The organism is Variovorax sp. R-27 (assembly GCF_049913215.1).
GTDB lineage: Bacteria > Pseudomonadota > Gammaproteobacteria > Burkholderiales > Burkholderiaceae_C > Variovorax.
The window spans coordinates 258,092-274,913 of the sequence record NZ_CP183984.1 but is presented as its reverse complement, the minus strand read 5'-3'; the positions used below and the strand labels follow the sequence as shown (position 1 = coordinate 274,913).

The 16,822-nt window shown below is 66.6% G+C and carries 12 protein-coding genes; 2 read left to right on the top strand and 10 right to left on the bottom strand.

The genetic code is table 11. The annotated features are described in order from the left end of the window. The first annotated feature begins 12 nt into the window (after positions 1-12). Positions 13-1,983: a type VI secretion system-associated FHA domain protein TagH gene (tagH, locus tag ACN9MV_RS01290; protein WP_426391070.1), complete on the top strand. Its 1,971-nt coding sequence runs from the start codon at positions 13-15 to the stop codon at positions 1,981-1,983. Continuing rightward, positions 1,976-2,767 carry a PP2C family protein-serine/threonine phosphatase gene (locus tag ACN9MV_RS01285; RefSeq protein WP_258351863.1) on the top strand — a complete coding sequence of 264 codons (792 nt, stop codon included), beginning with the start codon at positions 1,976-1,978 and terminating at the stop codon, positions 2,765-2,767. The genes tagH and ACN9MV_RS01285 overlap by 8 nt, the downstream gene beginning before the upstream one ends. A 12-nt stretch (positions 2,768-2,779) precedes the next feature. Here the strand turns inward: ACN9MV_RS01285 and ACN9MV_RS01280 are convergent, their stop codons facing one another. The 10 genes from ACN9MV_RS01280 to tssE all read right to left on the bottom strand — a co-directional run bounded on the left by ACN9MV_RS01280 (position 2,780) and on the right by tssE (position 16,821). Then, a complete protein-coding gene (locus ACN9MV_RS01280; protein WP_426391069.1) occupies positions 2,780-3,160 on the bottom strand; it encodes a DUF4150 domain-containing protein in 381 nt (126 codons plus the stop codon). Positions 3,161-3,175: 15 nt separating this feature from the next. Next, positions 3,176-3,820 (bottom strand): DUF3540 domain-containing protein, encoded by a 645-nt coding sequence (locus ACN9MV_RS01275; RefSeq protein ID WP_426391068.1) that lies wholly within the window; start codon positions 3,818-3,820, stop codon positions 3,176-3,178. Between the two features lie 53 nt (positions 3,821-3,873). Further along, on the bottom strand, positions 3,874-4,923 hold the full coding sequence (locus ACN9MV_RS01270; RefSeq protein WP_093058954.1) for a pentapeptide repeat-containing protein: 1,050 nt from the start codon (positions 4,921-4,923) through the stop codon (positions 3,874-3,876). Beyond that, complete coding sequence (locus ACN9MV_RS01265; protein WP_426391067.1) at positions 4,920-7,541, bottom strand: DUF2169 domain-containing protein; 2,622 nt, start codon at positions 7,539-7,541, stop codon at positions 4,920-4,922. Before ACN9MV_RS01265 ends, ACN9MV_RS01270 begins: the two co-directional genes overlap by 4 nt. 107 nt (positions 7,542-7,648) lie before the next feature. Then, positions 7,649-8,077: a hypothetical protein gene (locus tag ACN9MV_RS01260; protein WP_143042656.1), complete on the bottom strand. Its 429-nt coding sequence runs from the start codon at positions 8,075-8,077 to the stop codon at positions 7,649-7,651. Positions 8,078-8,091: 14 nt separating this feature from the next. Continuing rightward, on the bottom strand, positions 8,092-10,461 hold the full coding sequence (locus ACN9MV_RS01255; RefSeq protein WP_426391066.1) for a type VI secretion system Vgr family protein: 2,370 nt from the start codon (positions 10,459-10,461) through the stop codon (positions 8,092-8,094). Positions 10,462-10,481: 20 nt separating this feature from the next. After that, positions 10,482-13,223 (bottom strand): type VI secretion system ATPase TssH, encoded by a 2,742-nt coding sequence (gene tssH, locus ACN9MV_RS01250; RefSeq protein WP_426391065.1) that lies wholly within the window; start codon positions 13,221-13,223, stop codon positions 10,482-10,484. Beyond that, positions 13,220-14,425 (bottom strand): type VI secretion system baseplate subunit TssG, encoded by a 1,206-nt coding sequence (tssG, locus tag ACN9MV_RS01245; protein WP_093058959.1) that lies wholly within the window; start codon positions 14,423-14,425, stop codon positions 13,220-13,222. The genes tssH and tssG overlap by 4 nt, the downstream gene beginning before the upstream one ends. Beyond that, the gene (gene tssF, locus ACN9MV_RS01240) at positions 14,422-16,293 is read right to left on the bottom strand and encodes a type VI secretion system baseplate subunit TssF (protein ID WP_093058960.1); all 1,872 of its coding nucleotides are present in this window, start codon (positions 16,291-16,293) and stop codon (positions 14,422-14,424) included. The genes tssG and tssF overlap by 4 nt, the downstream gene beginning before the upstream one ends. Beyond that, positions 16,294-16,821: a type VI secretion system baseplate subunit TssE gene (gene tssE / locus ACN9MV_RS01235; RefSeq protein WP_042673168.1), complete on the bottom strand. Its 528-nt coding sequence runs from the start codon at positions 16,819-16,821 to the stop codon at positions 16,294-16,296. Position 16,822: the final 1 nt, after the last annotated feature.

Here is a 16,822-nt window from a genome sequence, read left to right as displayed (position 1 = left end):
CACGGAGAAGCCATGCGTTGGACAGTGATCGAACATGCCGGCAGGCCGGTGACCGTGGGCCCCTCGGCATTGCTCGCCGCGCCCGGCGGAACGATCGGACGCAGCCCCGACAACCACCTCGTGCTGCCCGACGAGCAGCGGCAGATCTCGCGCCTGCAGGCCACCGTGCGCTTCGACGAAGACGGCGTGGCGGTACTGCGCAACATGAGCGCGGTGCTGCCGATCAGCGTGAACGGGCACACGCTCGCGCACGAGCAGGAAGCGCGCGTGGCCGATGGCGACCGCGTCGCGATCGGAAGCTATGTGCTGGAGGCCGCGAGCGCGCAGCGCGCGGCGCCCGTAGCGGCTGCGGTTCAGCCACCGCCACCTCCTTCCCCGCCGCCGCTGCAATCGATGCAGCCGCCAATGGCCGCGCCGATGTCGGCGAGCCCCATCGACGCACTGCTGCCGTCCTCCGGCGCATCCGACGTGTTCTCCGATCTGTTCGGCGAAGGCGCATTGCCCATCGGCGACACGCAACCCACGGTGGCGATGCCACCGCCGCGGCAGGCAACGCCCGTGCCGCCACCGACGCAGCCGCCCGCATTCGCTCCGGCGCCGCGCGAGTCCTTCGCTGCCCCTTTGCAGCCGTCCGCGCCACCGCCGGCGCCGCAACCCAAGGTGAGCCCGACCCTCGCCTCGTCGCAGATCCCTTCTGCGGCTGACTGGGACGCCATCCTCGCCAACGCACCGCGCCGCGTCGACAGCACGCCCGCGCCGATGCCCGACCCGATGGCGCACGAGCCCTTCGAGTTGCCGTCGCAGGCGCGCCGCAACCCGGTCGATCCGCTCGCGGAGCTGAACCCCGACGCGGCCAACGACATGTCGGACATGGCGCTCAAGCGCGGTGTCGACCCGCTTTCTTTCTTCGCAGCCGACGAGAGCGCGCACTCGCCGCTGACCGATCCGCGCCCCACCGCGCTGACGCATACCGACCCGATGCTGCCGGGCGACACGCACCCCGCGCTCGACCTGTTGCAGAACAACAGACCGGCCGTGCAGGGGTACAGCCATTCGAACCATACGCGGGAAGTGGCGGCTCAGTTCCGTCCGCCGACTCCGGTGGCGATGCCGGTGCCAGCACCTGCGCCGGCACCCGTGCCCGCCGTCGAACCTGTGAAGGTGGAGGCGCCACCACCGCCACCGCCACCGCCACCGCCACCGCCACCGCCTGCGCCCGCTCCGCCGCCACCACCTCCGCCGCCGCCTCCTGCACCACCGCCCGTGGTGCAAGAGAGCCCGCCCGAGCCGCCACCTGTCGCAGTGCCGCCCGTAGTTGCTGAACCTGCGGCTACACCCGTCGCAGCAGCAACACAACCCACCGCAGCCCCATCGTCCTCGTCGGAAGCCCTCTTCAAGGCCTTTCTCGAAGGCGCAGGCGTCCCCGAAGTCGCTGGCCAGCAACCGCTCGACATCGAAGCCATGCAGCGCCTGGGCCGCATCATGCGGGCCTTCACCGACGGCACCATCGAGCTGCTGTCCTCGCGCGCCATGCTCAAGCGCGAAGTGCGCGCCGAAATCACGATGATCGTGGACGAGGAGAACAACCCGTTCAAGATCCTGCCCAACGGCCGCGCCGTGCTGATGCAGATGTTCGGCGCGCGCATGCCCGGCTTTTTGCCGCCCGAGGCCGCCGTGCACGACGCGCTCGGCGACCTGCAGTCGCACCAGCTCGGCATGGTCGCCGGCATGCGCGCCGCGCTGCTCACGCTGCTCAAGCGCTTCGACCCCGCCGCGCTGAGCCGCGAAACCCCGCACGACGGCAGCCTGGGCGAGAAGCTGCTGCCCGGCGGTCGCGAGGCGCGCCTGTGGCGAGAGCTCCAGCAGCTGCACACCGAAACGACAGCGGCCGTCGAGGACGACTTCCAGGCCGTCTTCGGCCGTGCCTTCCAGCAGGCCTACGACAAGGAAATGGAACGGCTGAAGGAGGCGCGCCGTGCTTGAAGCCACCCGCTCTTTCGCCGTACCCATCTCGACCTCGCAGTTCTCATGCGTGGGCGAACGCAGCGGCAACCAGGACGCCATCGGCTACCACCTCGACGAGCGCAACGGCTGCTTCGTGGTGAGCGATGGCGTCGGCGGCAACGCAGGCGGCGAACTGGCCTCGCGCATCGCGGTCGACACCGCCCTCAACACCTTTGTCGACGCCCCTTCGCTGGCCGCCGACAACATCCAGCGCTGCGTGAAGGCGGCCAACGACGCCATCCTCGCGAAGCAGCGCGAGCTGACCGAGCAGAGCCGCATGAGCGCGACCTTCGTGTCGCTGTTCATCGACCGCATCACCAACCAGGCCTGCTGGGCCCACGTGGGCGACAGCCGCCTCTACTGGTTCCGCCGCGGCGCGCTGATGCAGCGCACGGAAGACCACAGCCTGTCGGAGCGGTCGGGCGATGCGGCCGCAAGCCACCAGAACGGCGGCGAGCGCCTGGTGAAGACCAACCTGCTCTACCGCGCGCTGGGTGCGCGCGCCACGGCCGAAGCCACCATCACGGCGCCACAGCGCCTTGCCGATGGCGACGCCTTCCTGCTGTGCACCGACGGGCTCTGGCAGCTGATCTCGCAGCAGGTGATGGAACGCTCATTGCAGCTGGCCGACAGCGCGGAAGAATGGCTCGCGCTGATTCGCCGCGCAGCCGAATCCAAGGCTGATGAATCGCGCGACAACTACTCGGCGCTGGCCGTGTGGGTGGGCTTTCCGCAGCAGGTGACGCTGGCAGGGACGGTCTGAATCGACGCGCCCTCAGGGCGCCAGCATCAGCACCTTGAACTGGCTCGGCACGATGCGCATGCCGACGATGTTGCAACGGTTCTGCGTCGTGATGCTGGTGACCCGCGTGGCCGGCGTACCCTTGAGAAGCACGGTGAACGCGCCTGTCACATGACGCGATTGCTGCATGAACGTCTGCGACACAACGCCGCCCAGCGCCCCGGGCTGATCCCCCAGGGTGATTGGCGTGGTCGTAGCCATGTTGTGTGCCGGCATCGCCATGAAAAGGATGTTCCAAGCATTCGGAACAGCCATCGGCCCCATAGCCATGTTCGGGTATGGAATGGGCATCGGCGTCTTGCAGACGTCGGGGAATGCCATGTCCATTCCCATGAGCTGACAATTGGCAAACATCTGGTACCTCCTCGCTTAGCCCATGTGGATCTGAGCCGCATCCACCTTCACCAGCTCCTGGCCGGTGACCATCGTGTGGTGGCCATGAATGCGCACCGTCTCGCTGGCCTTGTAGTCCATGTGGCCCGCACGCACCTGGTCGACTTCATCCGTCAGGCGTAGCGTCTGACGCGCCATCTGCACGATACGATCGGCCACGGTCTCGAATACCTTGCCGACCAGCCGGACGCTTCCTGCCGCGGCCTGCACGGAGCGCGTCACCAGCCGCAGTTCACCGATGTCACACTCACCCTCTTCTGCCTTGAGTACGAAGCGCTTGTCCGCGCGAAGCCTGAGCTCCGAAGTACTCGCGATGGTCACCCGGCCGTTGCCGGTAGACGCGAAGGTGACGTCGCCCGCCGCCTCGATGCAGCTTGACGACGCATCGGCCTGCTCGATCACGGCGATCAGGTAGGCTCGCGCGCTGTCGGGACCGGACACCAGCACGGTATCGCCGCTGGCCGGTTTGAGCAGGCAGCTAGCCGCGCGCCGGCAAACCCAGACAGCACCCTGCTCGTCATCGACGCTGATACGTCCATCCGGCAGCAATGCGGCGACCACCCCCTGGAAGTGAACCGGAGCCGTCAGCTTCGAGGCTTTGCGCAGTGAAACGACTGACATGGAGATTTCCTTGTTTCGATGGGTAAACAGTGGAACGGACAGGCCTGGCAGCATCAGCGCAGCGGAAGGATCTCTTGAGCCTTGAACAGCTCCGGATCGTTTTCGATGATGCCAGCGCTTCCCGAGAAACGCGCATCTGCGCGCGCGGCCCGATGAAAGCGGGTGCGCAGAAAACGTGCATTGCGCAAATCCGCGTCATGAAGTGCGGCATAGGAAAAATCAGCATCGTGCAGGTCCGCGTCGCGAAAGCTGGCACCCTTCGCCTGCGCGCGATGGAACACGCTCAGCGGCAGGCGCGAGCGGCTGAAATCGGCACCTTCGAGTTTGGCGTCGGCCCAGATCGACTGATCGAAGATGGCATCGCTGCAATTCGCTTCACGCAGATCGGCCTCCGGGAACATCGTCTGGGCGGCATCCACTCCGCTGAAGTTCGCCTTGGTCAGCGTGGCGCCCTTGAAGTTGCTCTGGGTCAGCACGGCGCCGCTGAAATCGACATCTGCCATCGCGCTGTCGGTGAACTGGCAGCGCAGGAAGGCGGTGTGCGGCAAGCGCTGACCTTCGAGATTGCACTCCATCAAGATCGAGCCATCGCATTGGGCCTGGGCGAACTCCACCGTGCGCAGATCCATGCGAAAGAACATCAGGTGCAGCAGCTTCGCCCCGCGGCAGTCGAGCTGGTCGACCCGTGATTCGGTGATGACGATCTGATCGCAGATGCCGGGCTTCAACACCGCATGCCCGAGCTCGCATCTGAGAAAAGCCACGCGCTCCATTTGCGATTTCTCGAAATCCGCGTGAGCCAGCGAAGATTCGACAAACTGGGTGTCCTGCATGAACGCGCGGCCGAGTTGCGCGGCCTCCAACCGACACCGAAACACGCGCACGCCTTTCAAGCTGGCCGCCGACAGGTTGGCTTGATCGAGGTTGCATTGCGCCAGCGAACTGTCGTCGAGGCTGGCGCCACGCAGATTCGTCCGGCTCAAGTCGACGTGCTCCATCTGTGCCCCCGACAAGTCGACGCCGCTGAGGTCCTGACCCGCGAGACTCGCCTTGACCACCGGTTCGCCATGCCGAATCTTGTCCAGAAGTTCTTCCACTGTCATCGAACCGGCTCAGTCTTTCTTGCAGGCAAGGTCTTGGCTCCCTGGGTGTAGGCGCCGATGAAGGTGGTCGAACCGTCGATGGCGGCCTGTGACACGTCGGCGCGAAACAGATTGGCATCCTGCAGGCTGGCAAAGCGCAGGTCGGCCTTGGAAAGATTGGCGTCGATGAGGTTGGCACCGCGCAACGAGGCTTCGCGCAAGTCCGCGCGAATGAACAGGCTCTCGCCGGCATGCAACTCCTCCAGCCGCGCGCGCCGCAGGTCGCACTCGGAGAAGTCGCAGCCTTCAAGGCGCGCCTTCGCGAGGTCGGCGCCGACCAATATGGCACCGCGCAGGCCGCACTGCCTGAGCGAAGCGGCGCAGAACACCGCCTGCACAAAGCTGCAGCCATGAACGAAGGAACAGGTCACGAGGCTGGCCTCGGTGAAGTCGACCCCCTCCCGCGCATCGACGGCGACGAAAGCACAGGCGTTCAGCGAGGCGCGTACGAAGGATGTTCCCTTGAAGCTGCACTCGATCCAGCTCACCTGCTTGAACGCGGCGTCGTCGAAAGCGATGTCTTCCAGTGCCAGCTTGACCATCGCCATTTGCTCCCAGTGCGAGCCGCGCGCATCGCAGCGCGCCCATTCGCTTTCGAACAGATCGGCTTGCTTGAACGCGGCCTTCGCCAGCACGCAGGAACGAAAAATGGTCTTGCTGCAACGCGTCTGCACGAAGCTGGCCGCCGTGAAGTTCGCCCCTTCGCATTGCGCGCCGCCCAGATTGGCCTCGTCCAGCCGCGCATCGGTGAGCGAAGCCCGGACAAGCCGCGCCCGCGCAAGCACCGCGCGCGTGAAGTTGCAGCCATCGAGCCGCGCGTCGCTGAAGTCGACGTCTTCGAGGTTCGCTCCCGTGAAGTCGGCACCGCGCAGATCCAGACCCGAGAGGTTGGCGCCGACGAAGCTCATGCCTGCAAAACGACGCTCGCCGCTGGCTGCGGCCTCGAGACGCCGACGCAGCCGCCTGGAGCGCAGGCTGCTGACCGGCGGCGCCGGCTCGAGCAGGTGTGCGCCGTAGAGGTGCCCCATGCGCATGCTGCGCCCAGCCTGCTCGCGCAGCCGCGCGCTTTCGGCGGCCTCGTCGGATGTGGGGGGTGTTCGGCGCTCGCGCGCGGCGTCTTCCTCGAGGCGCGCGAGGTCACGCAGCAGGCGGTCCGGGTCGAATCGGCGCTGCACAGGCTTGCCGGTCCGCGCCTCCACCTCGGTCATGGCCTTGTCGATGCTCGCCTTGATCTCGTCGGACAGCTTGCGCGGTTCCATCTGCGACAGCGGCGGGATATCGATATCGGGTTGAATGGCAGCGGGCATCCCGTGTGCGACGGCCTTGGCCCGGTCCTCGGCGCCGCGAGCAAGGGCCGCCTGGCGCATCTGCTCGAGGGCTCGATCGGCCTTCTCGGCGAAGTCGGGCAGATCGTCCGCGGAGGCAGGCGGCCGCAGATCTGGTTCGGACACGGGCGGCAGATACTGCTCGGGATCCACGCCCTGCGCCAGCAGACGGGCACGCATGCGTTCGCGCTCGCGCTGCCGGCCTGCGTGCAGATTGCGCGCCAGCGGAAGCGAAGCGATATCGGGCATCTGGTCGCCTGCCCATGGCCCCATGATCGCCTTGGGGACCAGGTCGCTGTCGCGCAGGACCAGCACCGCCTTGGCTGGATCGATGCGCTGCTGCAGCACCTGTTGGTAGTGGGCGAGCGGCCGCGGCTGCCCGCGCAACTCGAGCGCGGGCATGACGTGCTTGACGTCGGCCGCGTCATCCTCTGCGATGGGCGATGCTCCGTGCCAGACCAGGATGACGCGCTCGACGTGCGGAAAAAACCAGGCCGTGCTCAGGTGCAGCGAAATTTCCGACAGCGCGCCACCATCTTTCTGAAAGCTGGCGAAGCAACGCGCCTGCCAATCGGGCAGCTGGCCGCGCATCACCGGCTGCCGAGGGTGCATGTTCCACAGTTCGTAGGCGGCGCCCGGCGGCAATTCGCGCTGGCCGGGCAGGCGCTGGTCGGGAGGTGCTGCATTGAAGTAGCGCCAGTCCATGTCATCGGCGAAACCCGGGTACTCGTGCTGCAGCCACTGCTGGTCGTAGGCGCGCCCCATCAGCGCTAGCCGCTGCGGCCGATCGGGAGGCACGGCGCCGAAACCCGCAGGCACGATGCGCCGCCCGGGTGCGTCCTGACGCGCGCCGGGCAACTCGACATTGGGAAGCCGGCGCGTCTGTACGCCGTTGATCGTTTCCTCGAAGCTGCCGATGCCTTCCGGGTTTTCGGGCTCGCCCGGGCCGCCATAGGCATGCGCCCAATCCAGCCTCAGGCGCTCGAAAGGCTGCGCAGGCGTGGCGCGGCCGTCGAGCCAGTAGCGATCACCGCTCACCAGCAACGACTTGGCCTGGCCATGGAAGACGGCCTGGGCCGCGCACAGTGTCTTGTCGTCCTGATGCGCCGTGTACGCATAGCCGCTGACCAGCCACTCCGGCTCGATCTTGGGCACGCACAGGTCCAGCACGTTGCCGGGCCCGATTTCGTCGGCCGCCAGCTTCCAGAGATCCTGGTCGGGCATCAGCAGGGGCTCGGGCGCCAGGCTGGCCATCGCGAAGACCGAGACGCCCAGGTGGTCTTGCCGCTGCCGCCGGAAGGGCCGCGTGAGGATGCTCAGGCGAAAGGGTTTGATGGTCTTCATGGGGCAGCGGACCCGCTTCAGCGCATCGGCTGATCGATGGCGATCTCGTGCGAGACCGGGTCGAAGCGCAGCTTCACGGAGCGCCCCGGTGCGAAGTCGGCGAGCTTCACCGGGCTGATCGGGGCGACCAGTTCAGCCTCGAAGGCAGGCCATCCGCCCTCAGGCTGTACTTGGAACTTGAGCCGTACGAGGATATAGATGCGCGCGGCCCGCATGCCCGTGTCATGGCTCTCGAGCACCGTCGCTACGGCCGGTTGGCCCGTACGAAGCACTCGCTCGGCGAGATCCGCACCCATCGCGCGGCGGTTGACCACACTCTGCATATGCATCACGTGGGAGGCATGGCGCTTGGCCAGCGTGATCGCCACGAACGCTGGCAGCACGACGACAGCGATGGGGACAATCAGATACCAGTACTTGGTAAACCACACAGCGAAAAGATCCAACACGCGCTCCAAGCTCAGACAAAGACGGTGAAGCCCGAGAGGTTCACCCTGTATCCGTTGTTATCGATTTTTTGTGCCTCGTTGTCCCACGTGAAAGTCGTCTGGGTGGTGGAAAATGTGCCCGCCGCAAGGCTGACGGAATACAGGTCGAGCTTTATGAACGCACCCGTGAGCGAGTAGGTGTTGAACCCCAGGTTCAGCCCGGCAATGCTGGTCACCAGGCCGTTCACGAACAGCGAAGTGCCGTTGAGGCTCACGTTGGCCCCGTTGATCCCCATGTTGAAGCCCTTGAAGGCAATGCCCCAGTCCGTGAAGGTCACCTTTTTTGCCGACTTGTCCTCGACATGGGGCGCATCCAGCACGATCTTGGTCGGCGACTTGACCGAGATGTCTGCCGCGGTGCTTTCCAGGTTCATGGGGCCATCCGTCGTCGCACTCAACGACGTGTTCGCGTGCACCTTTTGTGCCCCCTCGACGAGATAGTCCTCGTCGCCGTGGACCGTCACCTTCTTCCCCTTGGTTTCTTCGGTGTACAGGCCGACCACCTTGGTGATCTGGGGGCCGGCAATGTCTTCCTTGAGCGACGTACCGATGATCCGCTCTTCACCGCTGTCGACCGTGTCCTTGCGCTTGCCGGTGACATGGATGGTCTGGTTGCCGATGACGTCGACCTGCTGGTCGCCGCCATCCACCTTGATGAACTGGTTGCCGCCGTTGACGGTGATCGTCTGCGGCCCGCCCTTGTTCACCGTCAGCGTGTGCGGCCCGTTGACCGTCTCGTCGAGCGAGGTGTTGGTCGTGTAGGTGTCCGCGCCTTCGATCAGCGTCTCGCGCGTGCCGTCCACGGTGTGCGTTTCATTGTTCTCTACGCTGAGGCTGAAGTCCTTCTGCGCGTGCATCTTGATCGACTCGCTGCCGGGGTCGTCGTCGATCACGAAGTGGTTGGCCAGTTCGCCGTCGCCCTTGATGGTGCGGCTGATGAAGCCGCTGACCGTCGCCTTGGCCGGCAGTTCGAGCGGCGGCATCTGGTCGGCGTTGTAGACGCGGCCGATGATGATCGGCCGGTCGGGGCAACCGGCGATGAAATCGACGATGACCTCCTGCCCCACGCGCGGGTGGTTCACCGCGCCGAAGTTGGAGCCCGCCCACGCGCTCGACACACGCACCCAGCACGAGCTGTCCTCGTTGCGCTGGCCGTAGCGGTCCCAGCGGAACTGCACCTTCACGCGGCCGTACTTGTCGATCCAGATGTCTTCCCCGGGCGGGCCCACGACCGTGGCGGTCTGCGGGCCGTGCGTGGTCGGCATCCGCGTGACGCGCGGCGCGCGGAACGGAAACGACGTGGGCTGCACGTCGAAGTCGAAGCTGTAGAGACCGTCGGGGCTGCCGGTGGCATAGCCGCCCTCGCGCAGGTTGTACGTCACCGAGACGATCAGGTATTCCTTGTTGTCCTCGTCGCGCGGCGCGTTCTGCATGCTGAAACGGTAGCCGGGCGCCATGCCGCGCACGTTGGAGTGACCGGTGTCCACCTCGGCCTGCGCCTGCGCTTCCTCGAGCCGTATGCGCGCGTAGTGCTCGCCATCCCCGGCGTCGCTGTAGCCGCCGAGCCACTCGTACATCTCGTAGCGGCCGTGATCGTTCTCCCGCGGCTGGCTGCGCGTGTTGAGCAGGTCGGCCTTGGGCTTCTTGAAGTCGAAGTCGTCGACCACGAAGGTGCCGGGGCGAATCTCCTCGGTCACCTCCCACTGGTCGATCACTTCGCGGCCCGTCTCGCCCGCGCGATCGGTGGCGAGGTAGCCGATGCGCGGGTAGCCCGGCAGCGTGTCGTGCGCACCCATGTCGTCGGCCAGCACCAGCGTGTGCTGGTTCTTCTCGTGCTTGAAGTAGTAGTAGATGCCCTCGTGCTCCATCAGGCGGCTCACGAATGCGAAGTCGGTCTCCTGGTACTGCACCGAATAGTCGCGCTGGCGGTAGGTGGCGCTGAGCTTCTTCTCGAACGCGAACCCGTACTCGCCGAGCACTTCGTCCAGGATGTCGACCACCGACTTGTTCTGGAAGATCTTGCAATCGCTGGTGCGCGTGAGATACCAGAGCCAGGGCCGCACCAGAGCCCGATACACCACATAGCGCGACGAGCTCTCTTCGCGGCCGATCATCGTGAAACGCGTGATCTGCCCGTTGAGGTAGCGCGGCGTCCCGTCGATCGTCACGATCTCGAGAGTAAGCGGCTTGCCGAGCACCGCCTTCATGTCGACGGAAGTGTTGGGGCTCAGCAGGTCCACTTCGAACTCGAAGAGCTCCGACAGCCCTTCCTTGCCGTGCATCGAACGGAACAGCAACTGGTCCGGTGCAAGCGGCGTGTGTGCAGTGACGACTCTGGCCATGTGGTGCTCCCTTTCTGCGCTCAATGTTCGAAGAATTCGTAGCGGAAGTCGTCATCCGCCGCACTCAGTTGCACACTCGCGAGCTTGCGCGCACTGACCGTGGCTCCGATGACTTCCTCGCTCAGCCTCGGAAGGATCGTGTGCGTGAGGATCGCGTCGATCATCCGGCCGCCCGATTCGATGGCGGTGCAACGGCGCGCGACGAGTTCGACGGCGCTGTCGTCGTAGGCCAGTGCGATGCCGTGGTTCGCCTGCAGGCGCGTCGCGATGCGATCGAGCTGCAGACGGATGATGCGATGCAATGCCTCTGCGTGCAACGGGTAATAAGGCACTACAACGAGGCGGCCGAGCAGCGCGGGCGCGAACACCTTGAGCAGCGGCTCGCGCAGTGCGGCAGCCAGCGGCTCGGGGTCGGGGCGCAGGGTCGGGTCTTCGCACAGCTGCATGACCAGGTCGGTGCCGACGTTGGAGGTCATGATGATCACGGTGTTGCGGAAGTCGATGTGGCGGCCCTCGCCGTCTTCCATCCAGCCCTTGTCGAAGACCTGGAAGAAGATCTCGTGCACGTCGGTGTGCGCCTTCTCGATCTCGTCGAGCAGCACCACGCTGTAAGGCCTGCGGCGCACGGCCTCGGTGAGTACGCCGCCTTCGCCGTAACCCACGTAGCCGGGCGGTGCGCCCTTGAGCGTGGAGACGGTGTGCGACTCCTGGAACTCGCTCATGTTGATGGTGACGAGGTTCTGTTCGCCGCCGTACAGCGCTTCGGACAAAGCCAGCGCGGTCTCGGTCTTGCCCACGCCCGAGGGGCCGCACAGCAGGAACACGCCGACGGGTTTGTTGGGGTTGTCGAGCCGTGCACGCGCGGTGCGGATGCGGCGCGAAATGGTCTCCAGCGCATCGGGCTGCGCGACCACGCGGGCCGAGAGAATTTCGCCGAGCTTCAGCACCGACTGCGCGTCGTCGCGCACCATGCGGCCGATAGGAATGCCGGTCCAGTCGGCGACCACGGTGGCGATGGCTTGGGCATCGACGGCCGCGAGGATGAGCGGAGACTCGCCCTGCAGCTGCACGAGCTTATCTTGTGCTTCGTTGAGTTCGGCGCGGATTTCCTCGGGCGTGCGCTGGGGTTCAGCGGACGGTGTGTCGACATCCGCATCGACATCCACATTCGCCTCGCCGGCTTCTGCCGTCTCCGTCTCCGTCTGCACCGGAACCGCCGCCGGCGACAGCTGCTTGCGCAGCGCCACGATGCGTTCGACCAGCGCGCTTTCTTCCACGCGCCGCGTCTCCAGCAGATCGAGCTCGGCCTGCGCCGCAGCCACCTGGACCGCGATGTCTTCCACGCGCTGATGCTCGCCCACGCCAATGGCTGCCTCGCGCCCCGCGATGCCCGACTCGATGCCCAGCACCTCGATGCGGCGCTGCAGGTCTTCGATGGCGGCGGGCAGTGCGTGCTGGCTCAGCGCCACGCGCGCGCACGCCGTGTCGAGCAGGCTCACGGCCTTGTCGGGCAATTGCCGCGCGGGAATGTAGCGGTGCGACAGGCTCACGGCCGCTTCGAGTGCGGCATCGAGAATGAGCACGCCGTGGTGCTTCTCCAGCTCGGCCGAGATGCCGCGCAGCATGATCACCGCTTTGGGCTCGGTGGGCTCGTGCACCTGGATGGTCTGGAAGCGCCGCGTGAGCGCCGGGTCTTTCTCGATGTACTTCTTGTACTCCGACCAGGTGGTCGCGCCGATGGTGCGTAGCCGCCCACGCGCCAGCGCCGGCTTGAGCAGGTTGGCCGCGTCGCCGGTGCCGGCCGTGCCGCCTGCGCCCACCAGCGTATGCACCTCGTCGACGAAAAGCACGATGGGCTTGGGACTCTTCTCGACCTCGTCGATCACCTGGCGCAGGCGCTGTTCGAATTCGCCCTTCACGCCCGCACCAGCCTGCAGCAGCGTGGGGTCGAGCACCCACAGCGACACGTCTTTCAGCGAAGGCGGCACGTCGCCCGCGGCGAGGCGCGAGGCAAGGCCCTCGACCACTGCCGTCTTGCCGACGCCGGCCTCACCGGTGAGCAGCGGGTTGTTCTGGCGGCGGCGCATGAGGATGTCGATGATCTGTCGGATCTCGTCGTCGCGGCCGTAGACCGGGTCGAGCTCGCCTGCGCGTGCCTTGGCGGTGAGGTCGCTCGCATACTTGGCGAGCGCCGAACCACCTGCCGCGGGGCTATCGCCTTGGTGGTGCGCGGCAGCGGCTGCGCCGCCGGCCGCGACGCCGCTTGGTGCGGCATCGAAGTCGTCTTCAGGCGAGCCTTCGGTCCATGCAGCGAGCTGCGCCACCAGCACGTCGGGCACGATCTTGTCGAACTCGCGCGAGATGCCCGAGAGCACCTGGCGCAGCCCCGGCGTCTTGATGATGCCCGCGAGCAAATACGCACCGCGGATCGAGGTAGCCTCGAAGCGCAGGCTCGCATAGACCCACGCGCGCTCGACGGCGTTGTCGACGTGCTCGGAGATGTCGCTGATCGACGTGGCACCGTGCGGCAGCCGGTCGAGCGCACGCACGAGGTCTTGCTCGACCGCGTCGAGGTTGAGCCCCGCGCGCTTGATGATGCGCAGCATGTCGCTGTCCTGCAGCTGCAGGATCTGGTGCAGCCAGTGCACCAGCTCGACGTAGGCATTGCCGCGCAGCTTGGCGAAGGCAGTGGCGGTCTCCAATGCCTTGTAGAGCATCGGATTGAGTTTCGAAAAGAGAGAGACGCGGCGGATGTCGGTCATAGAGCCATGGAGGAAGATGCAGGCGCGGCAACGGGTGCCGCCGATGCAGAACGGGAAAACAATGCTTCGGGCTGGAACACCATGTCGCCGGCGTCGGTGTCCGACAGGCGCGTGCCGAGCCAGCTGCCCCAGCCGAGGCGCTGGTTGCTGTTGAGCCGCATGCCGTGCGCGTCCTGCTTCTTGAGCACGAGCCGCAGGTCCCACGCGAACTCGATGCCGACGTACTGGCGCACCCAGTCGACCACTTGCTGCAGTCGCTTGCTGCCCGGCAGGAACTCGCGGAACTCTTCCTGCGAGAGCGGCCCGAGTTCGAGGCGGAACTTGCTCTGCGCATCGCGCACCGCAAGGCCGATGGTGGCGCCGCCGCCGAGCCGGTGGTTGCGGCCGGTGATGCCGATGCGGCTGACCTGACGCTCGTCGATCATCACCCAGTCGCTCACGAACTCATCGACGCGCACGGGCACGTCGAAGTAGAGCTTGAGGATCTGGATCAGGCCCTCGGGGTTGCGCGTCTGACGCACGAGGTGGCCCGCCATGAAGGTGCGCGCATGGTCGGCAATGCGGTCGCGCTCCTTGAGGCCGGGCTGCCCCATGTTCATGAGGCTGGCCACGTAGTCGACGAAGCGGTGGCCGTCGGGGCGGTCCAGGCTGTTGACCGATTGCGCGTCGGCCCAGGCCCGGTAGAACAACAGGATCAGCCGGTGATGGAACAGGTCAGCGAACGCGCTGATGGTGTTGTCGGCATGGTGCCGCTTGCGTTCGCGCGCGTACTCCGTCAGGTGCAGCGGCAGCGGACCGTTGGGGCCGAACAGGCCGAAGCCGTAGATCGAGATACGCGGCGGGCCGTCGCCGTCGACATCGACGCCCGACACATTCGAGGGCGCGAAGGCCATCGAGGGCTCTTGCCCGAGGCGCAGCGGCTCGTCGAGCGGGCGCGGCGCGCGGCCCAGCAGCGGATGGTCGCCCTGTGCGTCGAGCCGGCGCAGCAGCATGAACAGGTCGTGCTCGAAGGGCTGCTCGACCAGCTTGGCCCAGAGCACTGGATCGGCCTGTGGCACGCCGCGCCGCGCCGCGCCGCCGTACGCGGGTTGCACGGGCTGCGCGATGTCGTGGCGAGCCTCGGCCGCATCCAGCACCTCCTGGGCCTCCCCGGCCGGCGCTGCGGCTTGCTGCATCCCGTCGGTAAAGCTGGTTTCGCTCATACGGCGGGGCGGCGTCCCACGCGCGGAGTCCACCGCGCGATCTCGCCGCGCTGCAGGCTGGACAGCGCGAACTCGGTGAACGCATTGAGCGACACATGCCGGCTGAAGAACTGCTCCAGCACGGCGCCGAAAAGATACGGGCTCGCGCCCGAGAACGCGACCTCGTCGATCTTCAGCGCAATCTCCACGCCGCGCCCGAACACGATGGGGCCCGGCTCCGGCAGGCGACGGAATACCGGCGCCAGCGCCATCGAGCGCACGCCCTGGATCTGGCGGCGCACCGAAGGGTCGGCGAGGTTGCCGTACAGGTCGAGCATCTCGCGCAGCGCGGCCGCGCCCTGCGCTGCATCGACATCGGTAAGGCTCAGGTAGTTGAGGCCGAGGTGGCTGATGAGACGCCACGTCAGCGCGCCCTCGGCCAATGCGGGGTACGGCCGCGAAGGCCCGCGCAGGATGCGGATCGATCGCACAGGCGCCGATACGCGCAGCGTGAAATCCGACTCGAGCCCGGTCGGCAGCAGCAGCGGCAGGTCGCGGTTGGTGCACAGCGCGTCGAGCGTGATGTGCCGCAGGCTGTGCGGAAACGGCGCGTCGTGCTGGTCGACCAGCGACACATAGACCTCACTGCCGGTGTAGCTGGTGCGCGTGCCCTGGGCGCGTGCGCGGTCCGACACCAGGCGCGGCTCGCGGCGCAGCGAGAAGTACGCGCCGAAGTCGCCGTCGTCCGCCGCGAACGAACCGAGGAAGGGCCGGAACTCGCGCTCTTCCGAGCCGTTGGCCATGTGGCCGGTGACGCGCTCGACGGTGAAGATCTCGAAGTCGCGCGGACGCGTGCGGTCGATCACCGCATGGTGCTCATGCTGGCCCGGCCCAACCGGAATGCGGTCACTGCGGCGCGGCACGAGGTTGATGATGGGTGTGCAGAACAGCGAGAAATGCTTGGCGTCTACCAGCCGTTCGAGGTCGCCGTCGGCGCGGTCGAGCAGGATCACGATCTCCATCGTGGTGCCGCTCATGGCCTGCACCGCCGCGCGCAGCTTGTTCACGCTGAAGAACAGGTAGCGGTCGGGAAACGCGAAATACTCGTGCAGCAGGCGGTAGCCCTGGAACGAGCGCGCGTCGTAGGGCAACAGCGCCTGGTCGGGGTCGAAGCCCTCGTGCCTGATGGCCTCGTCGCCCAGCGGCACGATGCGCGCCGTGCTGCCCGGTCCGCTGCGGCACACGACGCCGATGCTGTGGTGCGCCGCGAGTTCGAGCACGCGCAGCGCATGCAGCTCCGCACCCGAAAGAAAGAACTCGAGCCGGTCGAGCGGCATGTCGGCAAAGCGCGCACCGCCCACTGCTTCGAGCTTGATGGTGATTGCGCTCTTCGCCTGCCGCGCAGCCATGGGCATCGCATGCGCGATTTCCGCGGGCACCGGGCCGATGCCGGCGTCGGCGATGCGAATGGGCCACAGCGTGACGGCATGGCCGGTGCGGAACTCGCAGGCCGTCTGCTCGCCCTTGATCATTCGCCCGCGCAGGATGGTGTGGCGCGGCAACTCGTAGCCGGCTTTCAGCGAGCCTTCGTTGAGGTTGCCGTCGATCTGCACCACGGCCATGGCGGGCAGCGGCGCGAGAAAGTTGGGGTACACCACTTCGAGCAGCCGCTGCGAGAAGCGCGGAAACTCCGCGTCCATCTTGAGCTGGATGCGCGCGGTGAGAAAGCTGAAGCCTTCGAGCAGGCGCTCCACGTACGGGTCGCTGACCTCGATGCCGCGCATGCCGAGGCGGCCCGCGATCTTCGGGTAGCGCTGCGCGAACTCGGCCCCGAGCTCGTGCATGTAGGTGAGCTCGCGGTTGTAGTAGTCGAGCAGCCTGGCATCCATTCAGAGGCCTCCGGTGGGCCGCAGCACCATGTGCCCGCTTTCGAGGTCGAGCTCCGAGCGCAGGATGAATTCGATCGGGTACGGCACCGACCACAGCGTGCCGCGGATCTCCAGCGCGAGCAGGTTGTGGTGTTCGAGATCGGTGGCGTCGGTCACGCAGCGCACGTCGATGCTGTCTTTCATGATGCGCGGCTCGAAGTCGATGATGGCCGAGCGGATGGCCGCTTCGACGTCCGCGAAGTCGACCTCCGACATGCGGCCGCCGGCCCAGCCGCGCACGCCGAAGTTCAGCACCGAGCGGCGCGCGCGCGGCATGGTGTTGATGTTGTGGTCCGCACCGAAGTTGGTGGTGTTGAGCAGCCACTGCAGATCGCGCAGCACCGAGTCGCGCAACAGCCTGCCGCTCATGAGAAAGGCGCCCGCGCGCTCCTGGCGGGTCTGCGGCGTCTTGTCGGTGAGGCGGTCGAGCAGCACCGGCTGCAGGCGGTCGCGCGCGACGCTTTCCTGCTGGTCGCCGTCGGTGTCCATG